The following is a 16,191-nucleotide window of genomic DNA, read 5'->3' as shown; positions in this document are numbered from 1 at the left end:
CGGCGATAACGCAGTTCGTACTAGTGACGCGGGGCGGCGGTATCCTAATGCGCGCGCTGACATTCTCAGGAAGCGCAACCGGTCTACGCTATGTCGCGACAATGAACGGGACGATCGAAACCGGCGGCGGCGGCGCGAGCTACTTTCCCGGAAGCTCGGCCGGCGTCACCTCGACAGGAGGACAATGTAACTGATGGAAGAATACTCACCGAAAGATTGGTTTTGGATTGTCGCCGGCGACGAGAGCAAGGCTTGGTCGAGCGCAGTCGGCGCTTATGTCTCCGAATATTCGTCCGACAGGGTGACCCGTATCGCCAACGAGGTCGAACTTTTCGACGTGCTCTCGCGGCTGAAATTGACGGCAAGAGCGCCGTCGCGGACGTTCACAGTCGCGGAGGTGCGCGAAGCATTGTTGCGGATCGACGCCGAAGCGACCGGAACAGCGTCGAGTGCAACCGAGCTTTTAGCCGTCGCAGAAGCGATCGACTTCAATTTGCCGCCGGAGCTTTGAATCCCAAGCCAGGGGATGGCAACTCGCGTTCATCACTAAGCGGGTCCGTTTTCGGCTCGGTGAGTGGTTCCGTCTGGTAAGAGCGGCGGCCGTATCGCATCAGGAATGGCCTTTCGAAGAAGTGCCATGAGACCGCCGCAAGAAGCGCCGTGCTTCCGAGGATCACGGGAAGTGCGCGATCGGCTGTCAGCCATTTGAACTGCATCATCGGTACCAGCACGACCAAGTGCCAGAGGTAAATGCCGTAGGAGATCTTGCCGATGTATCGAAAGGGAAGCGACGCCGCCATGAGGATCGTTCCCGAAAGATGACACGCGAGTAGCAAAAGAGCGCCGAACCCGCTCGCAAGGAACGTTCGGAAGAAGAGGTAATGGACAAGCGGATTTGCTGCCAGCGTCACCGCTGCGATGCCCACGATACTGACGGCAAGGAGCAGCGCCCCCATCGCTAAATGTTGCGAAGCGCTATCTGACGGTGACCGGATGAGCTTGGCGACCAATATGCCGATGGCGAATTCATCGAGCATGCCCGGCAACTGCGTTTGGAAGAAGAACATTCCGAATGAGGCAGGTGAAACCTCCGGTGCGAAATAGAAGTACGAAGTCAGCCGCCATGCCCACGATATGGCGATAAAGATAATCACGATTGTGATTGACTTGGCACTGCGAAGCCACGGCGCCGCCAAGAGAATAAGCAGGTAGAATTGCATCTCTGTGCCGACAGACCAGTTTGCGCCGTCAATCGATCCATGGAATTTCGGGAAGAGGTTGTGCGCGAACAAGGCGTGCGCCAGCCAGTTCATCCATGCGTTGGTTTCGAAGAACAATGCCGGCACGAGCGTCACGGCGAAAATAAACCCGGTCAGATAGTAAAGCGGCGCTATTCTCGCGAGCCGCTGACGGGCGAAGTCCATTCGGAATCCGGTCGATCCAAGTCGATCGATGCCTCGGAAAGCCGAAAGGCTGATGACAAATCCCGAGATGACGAAGAAGAGGTCGACGCCCGTCCAGCCGTACTGGACCCATCGCGGGCCGCCCGCCGGCGCGCCGGGAAGCGGAAAATAGTGCATCACGTGATAGACCACGACGAAGGTCGCGGCGAAACCACGTAGGACATCGATCATGGGAAAAGAGGCGTGATCCTCCTTATGCCGCATGGCGCCCGTCAACGGTGATAGCAGTCGGGAAGCAATAACTTGCGATTGTCGGCGGAATGCAACGCGCGCCGCTCTCGTTCGGTCTCATTGTTCGAGTGAGCCCCCAGCTTTTGACCAGCGCAGCAACGCGAACCGAATTCGCGGATGCGTCTGTTTTACGTGCGATTCAAAGAAGGTGCCTTGAGCATCCGTTCTTCGCATTATCCATGCACGAATGAGACGGAAGAACTAGGGGGAAATCGAAATAGCGCGCACTTCAATAGCAGGTGTCTGCTCGCCGAGCGCCCTGTCGAACTTTGACCTGAGTTCGCTCGCCCTGTCGACCCAGACATCGATCGATCGGTCGTCGTCGCTGTCGTTGAAATCGTGCTGCGTCCAGAAGGCTTCAGGATCGGCGAATTTCCGATACTTGAATCCTCCCTCTTGGGGTTCGGGACTCCCGCGTTCCACCTTCCACTGATACTCTTCCCGCGATCTCAAGACATAATGATTGAGCTGCGCCGTTTCATATGTGTAGTTCGCGTTGAAAGCGCGCTGTTCGAGCGTGATGGGTTTCAGCTCGCCATCAACGAATCTGAAGCGTTTCCTCAATTTGGGCGAGTGACAATGGGACATGCGCTTTGCGCCCGCCTTTCGCACGATACTTTTGACATGTTGATTGATGCTCGCCGTTAGTGAGCATCGGCGGAACCGTCGAGCGACCAACTCGGGCCGATAACGAGCTTCTCCGCTGGAGCCGAATATGACCCAGTTGATGCAGACGGCACCGGCATCGACCGGCGCGCATTTGAGATAGCTTTGGATCGAGGCGTGCTTTTTGAGAACGAGGAATTCGTCTGTGTCGAAGAATGCGATCCAATCGGTCGCGCAGCGCGCGAGCGCATCTTCGTAAGCCGTTATTTGTGAGAATCGCGACGGAACGTCGGGCCAGGGGATGACGGTGATCCGCGCGTCTTGCTGGCTGCAGATGCGTTCGACGGCCAGCGTGTCGGGTCCGGAATCATTGTCATAGACGACGATGCGATCGAACCCGAGCGCGAGGTAGTGAGCGATCCATTCGGGCAGATACCGGCCTTCGTCCTTGATGATCAGGCAAGCCGTGACGCTCGGATCTGGCCAGCCGCGAAGCTGCCGAGTTAAGCGGGAAATCAACCCCCTCATGCGTGATCCTTAGCGCGGCCAGGCGGATATGCCCGCATTCACGATATCACGGGTCCCGGAACCGGCCATCGTAAGATGCGGATAATCGCCGTTGGGCAAGCAAGCCGTGCCGCGAAATAGCGCCGGCCTCTACAACAGAAATGAAGTCCGAAAAGCCCATCGGGCCCGAACCGCAAGCCCGATCTTGCGAACCCACCTCAATGGTTTCGAAGGAAACTGGTCGGAGCGAGAGGATTCGAACCTCCGACCCCTTGCTCCCGAAGCAAGTGCGCTACCAGGCTGCGCTACGCTCCGCCCGACCGTCAGCCTAATAAAGGCTTCCCCCGGCACCGCAGGGGCACCAGGGAGACCGGGGTTATAGCGACCCCGATCACGTCCCGCAAGCGCCTCTTCGCGGAATGTTGCAGGTTCCTCGTGCAACAACCCGGACAGCTTTTATGGGGGAGTGGAACAGGGAAGCGACCGACGACTGGTATGCGGCGGCAAGCGCAAGGGCAGTTCAACGGCGCCGCTCGTATCGCGACACGAATGCACTTGGGCAAAGCACGTTCAAACGAGCGCCGATCTCGACCGATTAGAGCGGCGCTGCCGCATGCCATTCTTCTGAAAATACCGATGGCGGGATGAGCAACAGGCCGGGCGCCAGATCGCTTTGCTGGGCCGTTGTGCATCAAATCGCCGCCCGCAAGTGCACCTTGATACCCGGCTTAAACACTGCTATCGCCCCGTCTCCGCGTTGGGATGTCGCCAAGTGGTAAGGCAGAGGATTTTGATTCCTCCATTCCCAGGTTCGAATCCTGGCATCCCAGCCATTTTCAATGTGTCGGAGCGACGGCGCGGCGGGCGATCGATCAGCGCCTCAAGTCCCTGAAAACAAGCCCTTACAACTTCGGCATCGCCGTCATCCGGGCTCGCCGGCATGTGAGCGACCTGCATCGCTTGACGTTTCTTTGAGGCGCTCTTCGCTCTGGAGAAACGCACGCAACTTGCGCTGGGCTTCGACGATCGCCGCGTCCGCCAGAACTCGCTCCAATAAATCGCGTTCCGCAGGACTCAACCGCTGGCTGCGCTGCAAGAGCGAGCTTGGGTCCGTTCCGGCGACCTGGGCGCGACCGTCGAACGAGCTTCCGCCTCCGGCCTTAGCGCGCGAAGCTCTCGGTTGCGCGACAGCTTTGAAGCCTAGCCGGTTGGCGATTGCCTCGCGATAAGAAGGCTTCGTCACCCAATCGTCGAACACGATGCCCATGAAATCAGGCTGTCCGCTGTTTTCGAGCAGCGCGTCGACGTGATCGACCCACACAGTCATGGCCCGGCGCATCACGTGGTTGAGCTCACGAGGATAATGACCCGCCTGAGCGTTGGTTTTTGGGCCTGAATCTTCGCCTTTCACGATAGTCGCGAAAGCCGTTTGTGTTCCCGGGCAAATCCATCCACGATCCGGTGGCAGCTCGGAACAAGCGGGAGAGGCATTCCTAAAATGCCAGTCGAAGTCGAAACGGTGGTCATCGGATCCGGCGTCGTCGGTCTCGCCATCGCGGCCGAACTCGCGAGCCTCGGACAGGACGTTCTTGTCCTCGAACGGCACCACACATTCGGCACCGAGACGTCTTCGAGAAATTCCGAGGTGATTCACGCTGGAATTTATTATCCGGAAGGGTCGCTGCGAGCCAAGCTCTGCGTCGAGGGCCGCGAACGCCTCTACGCATTCGCCGAAGACTACAAGGTGCCGGTCAACCGTTGCGGCAAGCTTCTCGTCGCAACGAGCGAAGCGGAGATCGCACAGCTCGCAGTCATCGAGGAAAGGGCGGCGCGCAACGGTGTGCACGATCTCACCCGTTTGACGGCAGCGGAAGTCCAACGGCTCGAACCTGATATTCGGTGCGTCGCCGCGACCTTGTCACCGTCGACCGGGGTAATCGATAGCCACCTGTTCATGGCAGCGCTCGAAACCCGGCTTCTCGACGCCGGAGGCCAAATCGCCTTCAACTCCGAAGTCGCCGGCGTAAAGCTGACGACCGAGAGCGAATTCCAGCTGTCCATCCTATCGGCGGGCGAGGTCTCCGAACTCTCGTGTGCTCGCCTCATCAATGCCGCCGGATTAAGCGCAACGCGCGTCGGACGAATGCTCCAGCCCGCAAAGTCCGAATACGTGGTGCCGAGCCTCTATCCGGCAAAAGGCCATTACTTCGCACTGTCGGCGCGGGCGCCCTTCAAGCACCTCATTTATCCGATGCCGACGCCTGACGCGCTCGGCATCCACTTGACGCTCGATATATCGGGCGGGGCACGATTTGGGCCCGACATATTTTGGCAGGACGACATTGATTACGCGTTTGTCGACGCGGACGCGCGGCGCGAGATTTTCGCGAAAGAGATAAAGCGGTATTGGCCGGGGCTCCCCGAAGGCGCGCTCGTCCCCGCCTATACCGGAATCCGTCCGAAGATTTATTCGAATGGCATGCCGCCCGCCGACTTTGCGATCCACGGCGAACAGCAGCACGGAATTCGGGGCTTTGTGGGACTATACGGCATCGAAAGCCCGGGGCTCACGTCGTCGCTGGCGATTGGGGCCAACGTGGCCCGCCTCCTCGCTTGAAATCCGAGACTTGTCAAAAGTCGATTGGGATGTTTTCGGCCTCAAAGCCGACGGAGATTTCGAGTTGCAATTATTGTTCGCGAGGGAGACTTTCAGTCTTCGCAAATGGCGAATTTGGCTACGCCCCGTAAATCAGGGACGAAAACCGAGGCGATCAGTGGCTACGGCGTGTTACCTCGACTCGCCCCCACTGCCAATTGCGCTCCAATGTTAGCGTCATTCTCTCGTTGACTTTCGAAGTTACCTTCGACCTCAACGCATAAATATGCCTTGCTGACCTCGTGAATAATGACTTGCTGATTCGCTTTTCTGAACAACCTTCAACGATGGTAAATCTTCTGTGCGCGCTTGCTCGGACGGGCGTTAGCCGGATGGTCACGGTCGGCTTGTTTGTCGAGCCGAACTCGCGATCGATCCTGCCGTTAACGGAAATTCCGTCGACATCGCAGGTCTGGCTCGATAATTGCTACGGGAGACCTTGTGGAGAGAATGGCTGGCCCATTAGAGCTATCGGCGCGGCGAAAACAGCGGAATTGGAGCTTTCAATTAATTGGTCGCCGACTACGACTCGGCATTCGTAAGGCGATCGAATGGTACGGAGGGGATTGAATTGAATCAGTACATCAAGGATTTTCAAATCGAAAGGGAATTAGTGTTGAAACTCGGCAATTGGCGGCAATCCCGTCGAATTGGTGGTCGCTCAAGAAGGAGGAAATGACGTGCAACCCATTGCTGTGCTCGGAAGTGGTATGGCAGGTTTCGGCGCATGTCATGCGCTTGATGGGGCCTCCGTTCCTGCAGTCTGCTACGATGTGAATGCTGTTCTCGGCGGTCACACGAGGTCGTTTCGATATAAGAGCGGATTTGTCTTCGACGAGGGAGGACATATCTCTTTCACCAAGAACGGCCACGTGGCGGATGTCCTTGCAGACAGCGTCGAAGGCAAGTTCGAAGAGCGAACCTTCAAGATCGACAATTACTGGCAGGGTTACCGTATAAAGCATCCCGTCCAATGCAACTTGCGTGGGCTCCCTCCGGATTTCGTCACCAAGGCCATCGCAGACTTCGTCGCGGTCCAGAACGTCGAGCCGAAGCCCGGCGCCACATATGCGGAATGGCTGCTCGCGACATACGGGAAGACGATCGCCGAGACGTTCCCGCTCGTCTACGGCCACAAATATCACACCGTCACGATGGATCAGCTGACGACCGACTGGGTCGGTCCGCGCATGTACCGTCCGAGCCTGGAGGAGGTTCTGCGCGGCGCTCTCGGCGGCATGGAAGTCGCCGGTGCCCACTACGTCGACAAATTTCGCTACCCGACGACGGGCGGCTTCCAAAGCTACCTCGACCCGATGGCTAAGCGATTTCAGCTCAAGGTCAATCACCGGCTGGTCAATCTCGACCCGAAGCAGAAAACGCTGCGTTTCGAAAACGGAACCGTGGTTGGCTACGACCAGGTCATCTCATCGATCCCGCTGCCCGATCTGATCCCGCTGATCGAAGGCGCGCCTCAAGACGTGCTGGACGCAGCCGGCAAGCTCGCATTCACGCGAACGGTGCTGGTCAATCTGGGCATCGATCGTGCCGACCTTTCGGAAACGGGGGTTACCTATTTCTACGACACCGACATCAAGTTCTCGCGCGTGAACCTGCCCCACATGTTTTCGGATAACAACGCGCCACCGGGTTGCGGGACGATCCAGGCGGAATACTACTTCTCGGACAAGTACAAGCCGTTCACGGGCGACCCGCAGGATCTGATCGAACCGGCGATTGCCGACCTGCGCCGCTGCGGCTTCATTCGTGACAGCGACACTATCATGCTGAAGGACGCCGCCATCATTCCGTACGGGAATGTCATTTTCGATCTTGATCGTCGGAAAGCGATCGCGACCGTGCACGGTTATCTAGACGACATAGGGGTTATCTATTGTGGCCGCTACGGAGATTGGGATCATGCCTGGACAGATCAGGCGTTCCTGAGTGGAGAGCGGGCGGCCGAGAAGGCGCTCGGCGGTCTGCGAACCTCCCCTGATCCGGTTGGCGCGCGCGCTTCCAATGCCTGATCTCACTGCGGAGGAATTTCTGGAAAGGAACGATCGAAGCGGATGAGTCGCCATTAACCTGCACACTGGCCCTTAGTTGACCTGCTTGAGCACGACGACTACGTGTACAGCCAAATTCGCACCGCGACGGCGTGCGGTGTCCGCGGACAATTGGTGGATCGTGAGCGGAGTATTTGAACTTCGTTGCATTGAGCGTCGCGTGGACTGCCGAATGCTATTGCTGAATGGTGTCGACTAATGATCATTCACTCAATGGCGGTGTGTAGAGGTTGCGTACACCGGCGCTTCGGTGCTGCTGCCCGGAGCGGTGTCCATAATGTGTGAACTCCACGATTCTCCGCAGTGCAGAGTTCGTTCGACGATCGGGTCCCCGGTCGTCGGCGAAAATGGGGCGGGCTGTTAGAAGCGTCAATTGGATCAAGGGAACATCGTTTGACATCGCACGCAGCTATCTCAGCACCCGCATGCCGCCTCTGCCGGAACCCACTGCACCACATTTTCGTCGATCTCGGCATGTCGCCGTTGTGCGAGAGTTTTGTGCCGGCCGACCAGATCGATTCAATGGAGCCCTATTATCCTCTCCGCGTTTTCGTCTGCGATAAATGTTTCCTGGTGCAGCTCAGCGAGTACGTCCGGCCGGATCATATTTTCACCGAGTATGCTTATTTTTCGTCCTATTCCACCTCGTGGATCGCTCACGCAAAAAATTATTGCGAGATGATCACGAAGAGGCTCCAACTGGGCGGCGACAGCCTGGTGGTCGAGATTGCCTGCAATGACGGTTATCTTCTTCAGCACTTCGGACCTCTCGGCGTGCCGGTCCTCGGCATCGAGCCGGCAGCCAATGTCGCAAAGGTTGCTCAGTCGAAAGGGATACCGATAAAAGTAGAGTTCTTTGGCGTCGATCTCGCAAAATACCTATCAAACGAGGGCTACGCAGCCGATCTCATCGTCGGCAATAACGTTCTCGCCCATGTCCCGGATATCAATGACTTCGTCGGAGGTGTGGCGCAGCTCCTCAAGCCGGACGGAGTAGCTACTTTCGAATTTCCCCATCTTGAGCGCTTGATGGAGGAGAATCAATTCGACACCATCTATCACGAGCATTTCTCGTACCTGTCGGCAGTCGTTGTCGAACGGCTTGCGCGTATGCATGGTTTGCGGTGTTTCGACGTGGAGGAGCTTCCCACGCACGGCGGCTCATTGCGAGTCTACCTCGCTCACGCCGCCGCAAGGCATGAAGTCAGCTCACGGGTGACGGCGCTGATCGAGCGAGAGAAACAACTCGGGTTCTGCAGCGTCGAAGGGTATCGCGCATTTTCCGCGAAAGCGCAGCGGACGAAGCGTGAGCTGCTAACTTTCCTGATCAACGCCAAGAAAGAGGGCAAAAGTGTCTGCGGCTACGGTGCACCGGGTAAGGGCAATACGTTGCTCAACTATTGCGGCATCGGCACGGACTTCCTGGACTTTACGGTGGATCGCAATCCTTACAAGCATGGGCGCTTCACACCGGGCATGCATATCCCAATTCTTTCGGTCGAAGAAATTGACAAGGCCCGGCCCGATTATTTGCTGATCCTGCCGTGGAATCTGAAAGACGAGATCGTCAAGCAAATGCGTCACGTGGGGGAATGGGGAGCAAAGTTCGTTGTGCCAATTCCGACTCTTGCCGTGATCGATCCCAAGAGCATTACTTAATGGAAACCCAGGAAGAGTCGGCTCACCATGTCGAAGCTCCCGCCGAGGCGATTGCAGTTTCTGGAGATTGAACTGACATTCGGCCAAGCTCTGGGGCTTGCGTCCGAGGTGATCGAGCCGGAGGCAGCGCAGCGTACCGTGCGAGGCGCTCTTTCTGGGCCATGCTTTGCGACCGCGGTCATCGCGTTCGCCGGCATGCTACGGAGGCAAATTTCGTGGGTCTCTGCGCTCCGCCCTGTCGGCTCGCCAGTGAGAATGCCGCCGTCTCCGCTCCCGGTTGCGTTGCCATCAAGCTTGTGCAGGAGGATCTAATGGAAAATCTCGAACTGCACCGAGGCGATCTCGTCGAGGTGAAGAGTCCGGGTGAGATTCTCGCCACACTCGATGCGCAAGGACGGTACGAAGGGCTTCCCTTCATGCCCGAGATGGCTCAGTTCTGCGGCCAGCGCTTCCCAGTGAGGGCGCGTGCCGACAAGCTGTGCGATACCGTGAACTACAGCGGCAGCCGCCGTCTACCCGACGGCGTTCTGCTGGGCGACGTGCGCTGCGACGGATCGGGGCACGACGGCTGCCAGGCAGCGTGCCGCATCTTTTGGAAGACGGCGTGGCTGCGGCGCGTTGTGCCGGATATGCCGGCGTCGCCGCCGTTTCCGCACGAGGATGTCGAGCTGCTGCGGCAGCGGACCCAGCCGTATACGCGCTCGGAGAGCGAAGCGAATGGAAAGACTGAGATCACCTACGTCTGCCAGAACACCGAGCTGCCGAAATGCACGGAGCTTCTGAACCTCTGGAATCCGGGCCCCTACATCAATGAGTACACCTCGGGGAACGTCTCGTTCAGGCATTTTCTGACGGTGACTACGCGCGCCGCCATCACCGAGCCTAAGCGCAAATTGGGCCTCGTGCCCGAGATCCATCTACCCGGCACGGCGAGCAAGGACGAGCGGTTTCCGGCACTTGACCTGCAACCCGGCGAATGGGTCCGGGTGAAGTCGAAGGAGGAGATCGCGCGCACCCTGACGTCCGATGGCAGAAGCTTCGGGATGTGGTTCGACAAGGATATGTTTCCACACTGCGGCAAGGTCTATCGCGTTCGGCAGCGCATCTCGCGCTTTGTTCATGAACCAAACGGCAAGATGCTGACGCCCAAGATGGCGTCAGTCACGCTGGAGGGCGTAGTCTGCTCAGGTGACTATGCGGTTTGCCGCTGGTTCTGCCCGCGGGAGATCTATCCGTACTGGCGCGAGTTCTGGCTGGAGAGGGTGGCTGCGCCGAAATAGCAAGGCGGCGAGAATGTGGGAATTAGGAGCAATGAACTGAGATGAGCTCGAAAGGGGCGGACGTGCATAAGGTTCTGTTGCTGTCGCAACGGCGTATCGCTCGCCTTGCCGCGTACTGTCTCACCTACGAGTTCGAGGACATTTGGTCCGCCGTTACGGACGCCCAGCGGATCGACGTGACCGATCTGCCGGCTCTCGAATTCTCGCGGCGCGCATACAAGCTCGGGCGCCTGGCGTCGGGCTCGCCGGGGCTTGCCCGTCAGCTTGCGCCTTATCCACGGGGCAAGGTGATGCTCGAGCAGGACTACGATCTCTTTTTCCCGGTCTTCTCCCACAGCTATGAACTGTACGCGCTTGCCTCGATCCCGAATTGGCGCCAGCACTGCCGCAAGGCGGCCTGCTTCATCGCCGAGGTCTGGTCTGACATGCTGCCGGAATACCTCTTCGAGCTTCTGTCCGACTTCGATCATATTTTCATCGGGCACTTCAATGCCGTGGAGAAAGTGGCGCGCATCAGCGGCCGGCCCTGCACATATCTTCCAATAGCTAGTGACGTTCTGCGCTTCACGCCGGCATCGCTCGACCAGCCTCGCCCGATCGACGTCTGCAACATCGGACGGCGCTCGCCGATCACGCACCAGGCGCTGCTTGATGATGCGGAGCGGCGGCAGAGCTTCTATTATTATGACACCGTGGCAGCCAGCGGCAGCGATCTGAAGGATCGCACATTCCGGGTCGACGTTGCGGCGGAGCATCGTCGAATGTTATCCGCAATTCTCAAGCGCAGTCGCTACTTCCTTGCCCACCGTGGCTACGTAAACAGACCTCAATTCACGCTTGGCCGGGAGGAGGTCTCTGCCCGGTTCTATGAGGGTGCCGCAGCCGGTACGGTGCTCATCGGAGATGCCCCGCGCAGCGAGGAATTCAAGCGGCAGTTTGATTGGCCGGACGCTGTGATTCACGCGCCCTTCGACGCACCCGATATCGCCGACATCCTTGCCGGCCTGGACAGGGACCCTGAGCGGCTGCTCTCGATCCGGCAAAACAATATCAAGATGGCGGCCGCGAGGCATGACTGGCTGCATCGAATAATGACGGTGCTCGACGTGCTCGGTCTTTCGCCGACTGAGAAAATGCAGGCGCGTGCGCAGCGGCTCGATGAGATCGTACGCCGGACATCGCTACCGGCGGTTGTCAACCAAGAGTGCGCAGCGAGTCCATGAGACGCAAGCCTTCGGTGGTGCATTGAGCCAGCACAGCGCTTTGCGCGAGTCCCGCCGCAGCCCGCATCAGGATTCGAGTGATTTCGAATAGGTAGTCAAACAACACTTAGCGCGAACACTGAACATCGCTCATTCGCGCGCAACATCAAGAATGCCAACATCACTTCGCACATGGATGGTCACTCCGTTCAATGGATGCCGACTGCTGTGAGACCCGCTCGTTCAGATAGTGCAGGACGTTTGCAGGGCATTGCGCTTGTGGTTCAGCAACGCCAGTTGTTTTAACCTTCCCTCGATGTGCGTACAGAAATCAATTGCCGGTCGTCCGAGTCGTGCGATACACCTGGATTATTCGGGACTTGGGTCCGAGTATTGTTGGTAAGGGGCCTAATTGCATGACGACGCATTTGCGCGAGTCCGACAATTACGCGATCGAAGTTGCGCTGGGTGGAGATATCGACGCTCTCGAAATGACAATGCGCGTTTATAACGGCGCGCTAATAATTCTTCCGCCGACACCGGAGAGCCTTGCGCTCGTGAACTGGGCTCGCGAACTGGTCGAGGAGGCCTTCCATCCGCTTGATCCGACCACCGCCCAGCACGAACTCGATGTCGATCGCTTCGTCGAGATCGCCGGACCTCTCAAGCCGCGCTTCATCCATCATCCGAAGACACGTGAGCTTCAGAAGGCGTACTTGAAATCGCTTGGCTTCGATGCAAACCGCACTTATCTGGACGTTCCGCGAATGCGCGTCGTCACCAGCGACGGATACCTCAAGTCTGGAATTGGCTTGAATCTGCCGTTGCACCGCGACACGTGGTGGTCGGCTCCGCTACAGCAAATCCAGTTCTGGGGACCGCTGTTTCCGATGTCGCGGCATTCGTCGATGGATTTCTACCCTTACTATCATCGGATGCCGATGCCGAACACGTCGGAAGAGTTCAACGTGTATAAGTGGAACACGACCGGCCGCAAGAATGCTGCCCAGCATCGCAAGGGCGAGGACAAGCGGGGAATTCCCCGTCCGCTGGCAGCGCCCGAGCATCCAGGCGCGGTGCAGATCGTCCTTCCGGTGGGAGGCATGGTCCTCTTCTCGGCCAACGAGATGCATTCGACGACCGCGAACGTCACCGGCAAGACGCGATTCAGCATCGATTTCCGTATCGTCGATGCCGACAACGTTCGCGACGGGATAGGAGCCGTGAACGTCGACGATTCAAGCCAGGGCGTTGCATTGCGCGATTTCCGCCGCATCTCCGATGAAGCGGACTTCCCACCCGAGTACATCGCCAAGTATGACAGTGGGCTCGAAGAGGCCGATCCGGAGATGCTGGTATTCAAGCCTGAGGGCGTGGGCATGTGATTAAGGGGCCCTTCGCCGGCTGCCCTCGCCTCATCAGTGGACCGACGAGTTTAGGTGCAACCCCGCAGCGAAGTGGCATTTCCTTCAAACGGCTCGCGGTTCGGGCTTTGGCTTTGGTGAGTCGGTCTACAGAAACAATGGTTGGGCGGTTGCGCGGGGCGTCGTTGGTCCCCTGTCACTCATTATGTTAGATCTAGTATTCTTATGGTGACTTTCCGTGCCGAGTAAGCTCGTCCTGGTAACGGGAGCCACTGGATTTCTCGGACAATACATTGTCGAACAACTTCGCTCGCGAAATTGGGAGGTCGTGGGGACATCCAGTTCTGGATTCCAGGGCACCCGATGTTGCGATCTTTTGGACGCTCAGGCAGTACGGGATCTGCTCGCCTCGGTGCGACCTACACACCTTATCCATGCTGCCTGGCTCCCCGTGCGCGGAGCAGTCATGCAGTCGAAAGAAAACCTCAAATGGCTTGGCGCCAGTTTGGACCTCGTTCAAACGTTTCAAGAATATGGCGGCAGGCGAGCATTGGTGGTCGGCAGCTCCGCTGAATATGACTGGGCGGGTGGGATATGCCTCAACGGCGTGACACCGATGCGGCCTGCCACAATCTACGGCGCAGCCAAGCTATCCTTGAACATCGCTCTTGCCTCCTATGCTCGACATACAGGGCTCGGGCTAATTTGGCCCCGGGTCTTCTTCACGTATGGCCCTGGCGAGCACGATAGCCGTCTCGTAGCTTCGGTAATTAAAGCTCTGGTTCGAGGCTTGCCTGCTGAATGTTCCGAAGGCCGTCAGGTTCGTGATTATCTTTATGTCGGCGATGTCGCTTCGGGTGTGGTAGCGGCTCTAGAGTCTGATTACTGCGGATCGCTGGACCTAGTTTCTGGAACCGGCATCGCAGTTCGCGATCTAGTTAGCGAAGTCGCGGACCGGCTTGGACGTCCCGACTTGATCCGTCTGGGCGCTCTGCCAAGTAAAGACGACTATCCATTGGTTCTGGGCGATCCGAAAGAGGCGGAATCGTTGTTGCATTGGACGCCCACGACCTCTTTGGCCGCTGGGCTGGACAAAACTATTTCCTGGGGTCAGCAGACATTCGCGCAAGCTCGCGCCTGACCGAAACGCTTCGATCAAGCGAGTCGTGTCGTAAAAACACGCCTTCTTTTGCCTCGCACCTTCACGCTCTGTCCAGCAAGGCCAAGCATCAGACGGTCGGCCGTACATTGACGTTCTATTGCGTTCATTTTTGCGGAGGGCCGAGCCAATGCGGCTAGCCGGACAGTCCCGAGGACAGCTCAATTTCAAGGGTTTGGGGGAGACACGCCCGAATTGACTTACACCGGGCTGCTAGGAGTTACCAAAACGGCAGGTATTATTCGCCAGAAAACGAGTCCGGATATAATTTATATCTAGACTTGATTGGACGATGAGATTGCGCACGGAAGATATATCCCGTTGGCTTGATGGAAGGCTGCAGGTTAAAGCGGACGTCAGGACGGATTGGTTACGCGCCGACGATGATGTCGATTGGCACCCGATCTGTAGGCTGACGGGCTGCGTGCCGGGCGGTATTCCCGTTTCTGTCGTAGGGTTATATCAAGACATGCGGGTGTAAAAATCAAAAAGATGATTGCGGACAAACGGCGAAAAAAATGAAAGTCGTTCTTTTCTGCGGCGGGCTCGGCACGCGCATCCGCGACTATTCGGAAGCGATTCCGAAGCCGATGATCCCAGTCGGCCATCAGCCGATTTTATTGCATATCATGCAGTACTACAGCAATTTCGGGCATCGCGATTTCGTCCTGTGCCTCGGCTACAAGGCGAACGTTATCCGAGAATATTTTCGCGATTTCGATCCCTCCGCTTACAGTGACTGCATCATCTCGGAGTTCGGTAAAAAAGTCGAAGTCCTCGGGCCCCGACCGCCCGACTGGCGTATTTCCCTCGTCGACACGGGGATTTGGCGCAACATCGGGCAACGTTTGATGGCTGTGAAGCACCTCGTTGAGAACGAAGAATATTTTCTGGCAAACTACAGTGACGGCCTAACTGACGCTCCGATCCTCGAAATGATCGATCGCCTGAAAAAAAGCGGCGCCGTGGGATTGTTCGTGGCGGTCCGGCCGCCGTTCAACTTTCACCTTGCGGAATTTGGGGACGACGGATTGGTCAACCGCATGCGGTCGAACCAGCAAAGCGATATATGGATCAATGGCGGATACTTCGTATTTTCCAATAAGATCTTCGACTACATACAAGACGGGGACGAATTGGTGCTAGAGCCGTTCAATCGCTTGATTGCGGAGCGACGGCTTATCGCTTTCAAGCACGATGGGTTCTGGCGTGCGATGGACACTCTGCAGGACAAGCGCGTGCTGGAGGAGATGGTCGAGAAGGGCAGCATGCCCTGGCGTATTCACTCGAATGCCGCCGAATAGGGAACATCGGATGCTTCCGCTCAAGCTTCCGGCCGCAGGCGAACGGCTCTCTGTTCTGTGCCTCGGTGCGCATTCCGACGATATTGAAATCGGCGCCGGCGCCACGCTGCTGCAATGGATTTCGACGGGCGCGAAGCTCAATATTCTTTGGTGCGTCTTGAGCGGGATCGGCGACAGAGAAGCGGAGGCGCGAGGATCCGCGGACGCTTTCCTGCAAGGCACCGAATCCGCGACTGTCGAGGTGATGTCCTTCAAGGATGGGTTCTTTCCGACGCAGGGTGAGCAGATCAAGGAATGGTTTGAGACTCTCAAGGAGCGTTTCAACCCGGACCTTATTTTGACGCACCGGCGCGATGACGCGCATCAGGATCACCGTGAGGTCTGCCGGCATACGTGGAATACGTTTCGAGATCACCTGATACTCGAATACGAAATTCCAAAGTGGGATGGCGATCTAGGCCAGCCGAACCTTTACGTTCCGGTCGCAGAACGTTGCCTGGAGCGTAAGATCGAATTGCTCATCAAGCATTTCGGTACGCAACGTTCAAAGCATTGGTTCGATGACGAGACGTTCCGCGGTCTCGCGCGACTGCGGGGAATGGAATGCCGGGCAAATGAGCGTTACGCGGAAGGTTTCTTCGCGCGTAAAATAGCCGTCGCCTGAGCGCGTCGACACGCTCGCGAGCCTCGG

At 57.7% G+C, this 16,191-nt stretch carries 13 protein-coding genes and 2 tRNA genes; 11 read left to right on the top strand and 4 right to left on the bottom strand.

The window, feature by feature from the left end:
- The first annotated feature begins 193 nt into the window (after positions 1-193).
- Complete coding sequence (locus tag AACL53_RS13660; protein ID WP_339085080.1) at positions 194-511, top strand: hypothetical protein; 318 nt, start codon at positions 194-196, stop codon at positions 509-511.
- Here the strand turns inward: AACL53_RS13660 and AACL53_RS13655 are convergent.
- The 3 genes from AACL53_RS13655 to AACL53_RS13645 form a co-directional block, all read right to left on the bottom strand.
- Complete coding sequence (locus AACL53_RS13655) at positions 489-1,634, bottom strand: acyltransferase (protein ID WP_339085079.1); 1,146 nt, start codon at positions 1,632-1,634, stop codon at positions 489-491. The genes AACL53_RS13660 and AACL53_RS13655 overlap by 23 nt on opposite strands.
- Positions 1,635-1,895: 261 nt before the next feature.
- Positions 1,896-2,828, bottom strand: a complete 933-nt coding sequence (locus AACL53_RS13650; RefSeq protein WP_339085077.1) for a glycosyltransferase family 2 protein — start codon at positions 2,826-2,828, stop codon at positions 1,896-1,898.
- 217 nt (positions 2,829-3,045) lie between these two features.
- Positions 3,046-3,122 (bottom strand) — tRNA-Pro (locus AACL53_RS13645).
- A gap of 443 nt (positions 3,123-3,565) precedes the next feature.
- On the opposite strand from AACL53_RS13645, the gene AACL53_RS13640 reads away from it, so the two are divergent.
- A tRNA-Gln gene (locus tag AACL53_RS13640) sits at positions 3,566-3,640 on the top strand.
- A gap of 89 nt (positions 3,641-3,729) precedes the next feature.
- Here the strand turns inward: AACL53_RS13640 and AACL53_RS13635 are convergent.
- Complete coding sequence (locus AACL53_RS13635) at positions 3,730-4,218, bottom strand: hypothetical protein (RefSeq protein ID WP_339085075.1); 489 nt, start codon at positions 4,216-4,218, stop codon at positions 3,730-3,732.
- A gap of 87 nt (positions 4,219-4,305) precedes the next feature.
- Between AACL53_RS13635 and AACL53_RS13630 the strand changes: the two genes are divergently transcribed.
- The 9 genes from AACL53_RS13630 (at position 4,306) to AACL53_RS13590 (ending at position 16,164) form a co-directional block, all read left to right on the top strand.
- Positions 4,306-5,424, top strand: coding sequence for an NAD(P)/FAD-dependent oxidoreductase (locus AACL53_RS13630; RefSeq protein ID WP_339085074.1), 1,119 nt, complete (start codon positions 4,306-4,308; stop codon positions 5,422-5,424).
- A 719-nt stretch (positions 5,425-6,143) separates the two neighbouring features.
- On the top strand, positions 6,144-7,493 hold the full coding sequence (locus AACL53_RS13625) for an NAD(P)/FAD-dependent oxidoreductase (protein WP_339085073.1): 1,350 nt from the start codon (positions 6,144-6,146) through the stop codon (positions 7,491-7,493).
- 432 nt (positions 7,494-7,925) lie between these two features.
- Positions 7,926-9,191, top strand: coding sequence for a class I SAM-dependent methyltransferase (locus AACL53_RS13620; protein WP_339085072.1), 1,266 nt, complete (start codon positions 7,926-7,928; stop codon positions 9,189-9,191).
- A gap of 311 nt (positions 9,192-9,502) precedes the next feature.
- Positions 9,503-10,471 carry a hypothetical protein gene (locus tag AACL53_RS13615; RefSeq protein ID WP_339085070.1) on the top strand — a complete coding sequence of 323 codons (969 nt, stop codon included), beginning with the start codon at positions 9,503-9,505 and terminating at the stop codon, positions 10,469-10,471.
- A 41-nt stretch (positions 10,472-10,512) separates the two neighbouring features.
- Positions 10,513-11,694: a glycosyltransferase gene (locus tag AACL53_RS13610; RefSeq protein WP_339085068.1), complete on the top strand. Its 1,182-nt coding sequence runs from the start codon at positions 10,513-10,515 to the stop codon at positions 11,692-11,694.
- Between the two features lie 395 nt (positions 11,695-12,089).
- Entirely contained in the window at positions 12,090-13,058 is a 969-nt protein-coding gene (locus AACL53_RS13605) for a hypothetical protein (RefSeq protein ID WP_339085067.1), read from the top strand.
- 217 nt (positions 13,059-13,275) lie between these two features.
- Positions 13,276-14,178: an NAD(P)-dependent oxidoreductase gene (locus AACL53_RS13600; protein WP_339085066.1), complete on the top strand. Its 903-nt coding sequence runs from the start codon at positions 13,276-13,278 to the stop codon at positions 14,176-14,178.
- A gap of 536 nt (positions 14,179-14,714) precedes the next feature.
- Entirely contained in the window at positions 14,715-15,500 is a 786-nt protein-coding gene (locus AACL53_RS13595) for a sugar phosphate nucleotidyltransferase (RefSeq protein WP_339085064.1), read from the top strand.
- 10 nt (positions 15,501-15,510) lie between these two features.
- Positions 15,511-16,164 carry a PIG-L deacetylase family protein gene (locus tag AACL53_RS13590; RefSeq protein ID WP_339085063.1) on the top strand — a complete coding sequence of 218 codons (654 nt, stop codon included), beginning with the start codon at positions 15,511-15,513 and terminating at the stop codon, positions 16,162-16,164.
- The last annotated feature ends 27 nt before the right edge of the window (positions 16,165-16,191 follow it).

Origin of the sequence: Hyphomicrobium sp. ghe19 (assembly GCF_902712875.1) — a bacterium.
Taxonomy (GTDB): Bacteria; Pseudomonadota; Alphaproteobacteria; order Rhizobiales; family Hyphomicrobiaceae; genus Hyphomicrobium_B.
The sequence above is the reverse complement of the archived record's forward strand: the minus strand, read 5'-3'. Positions and strand labels throughout refer to the sequence as shown.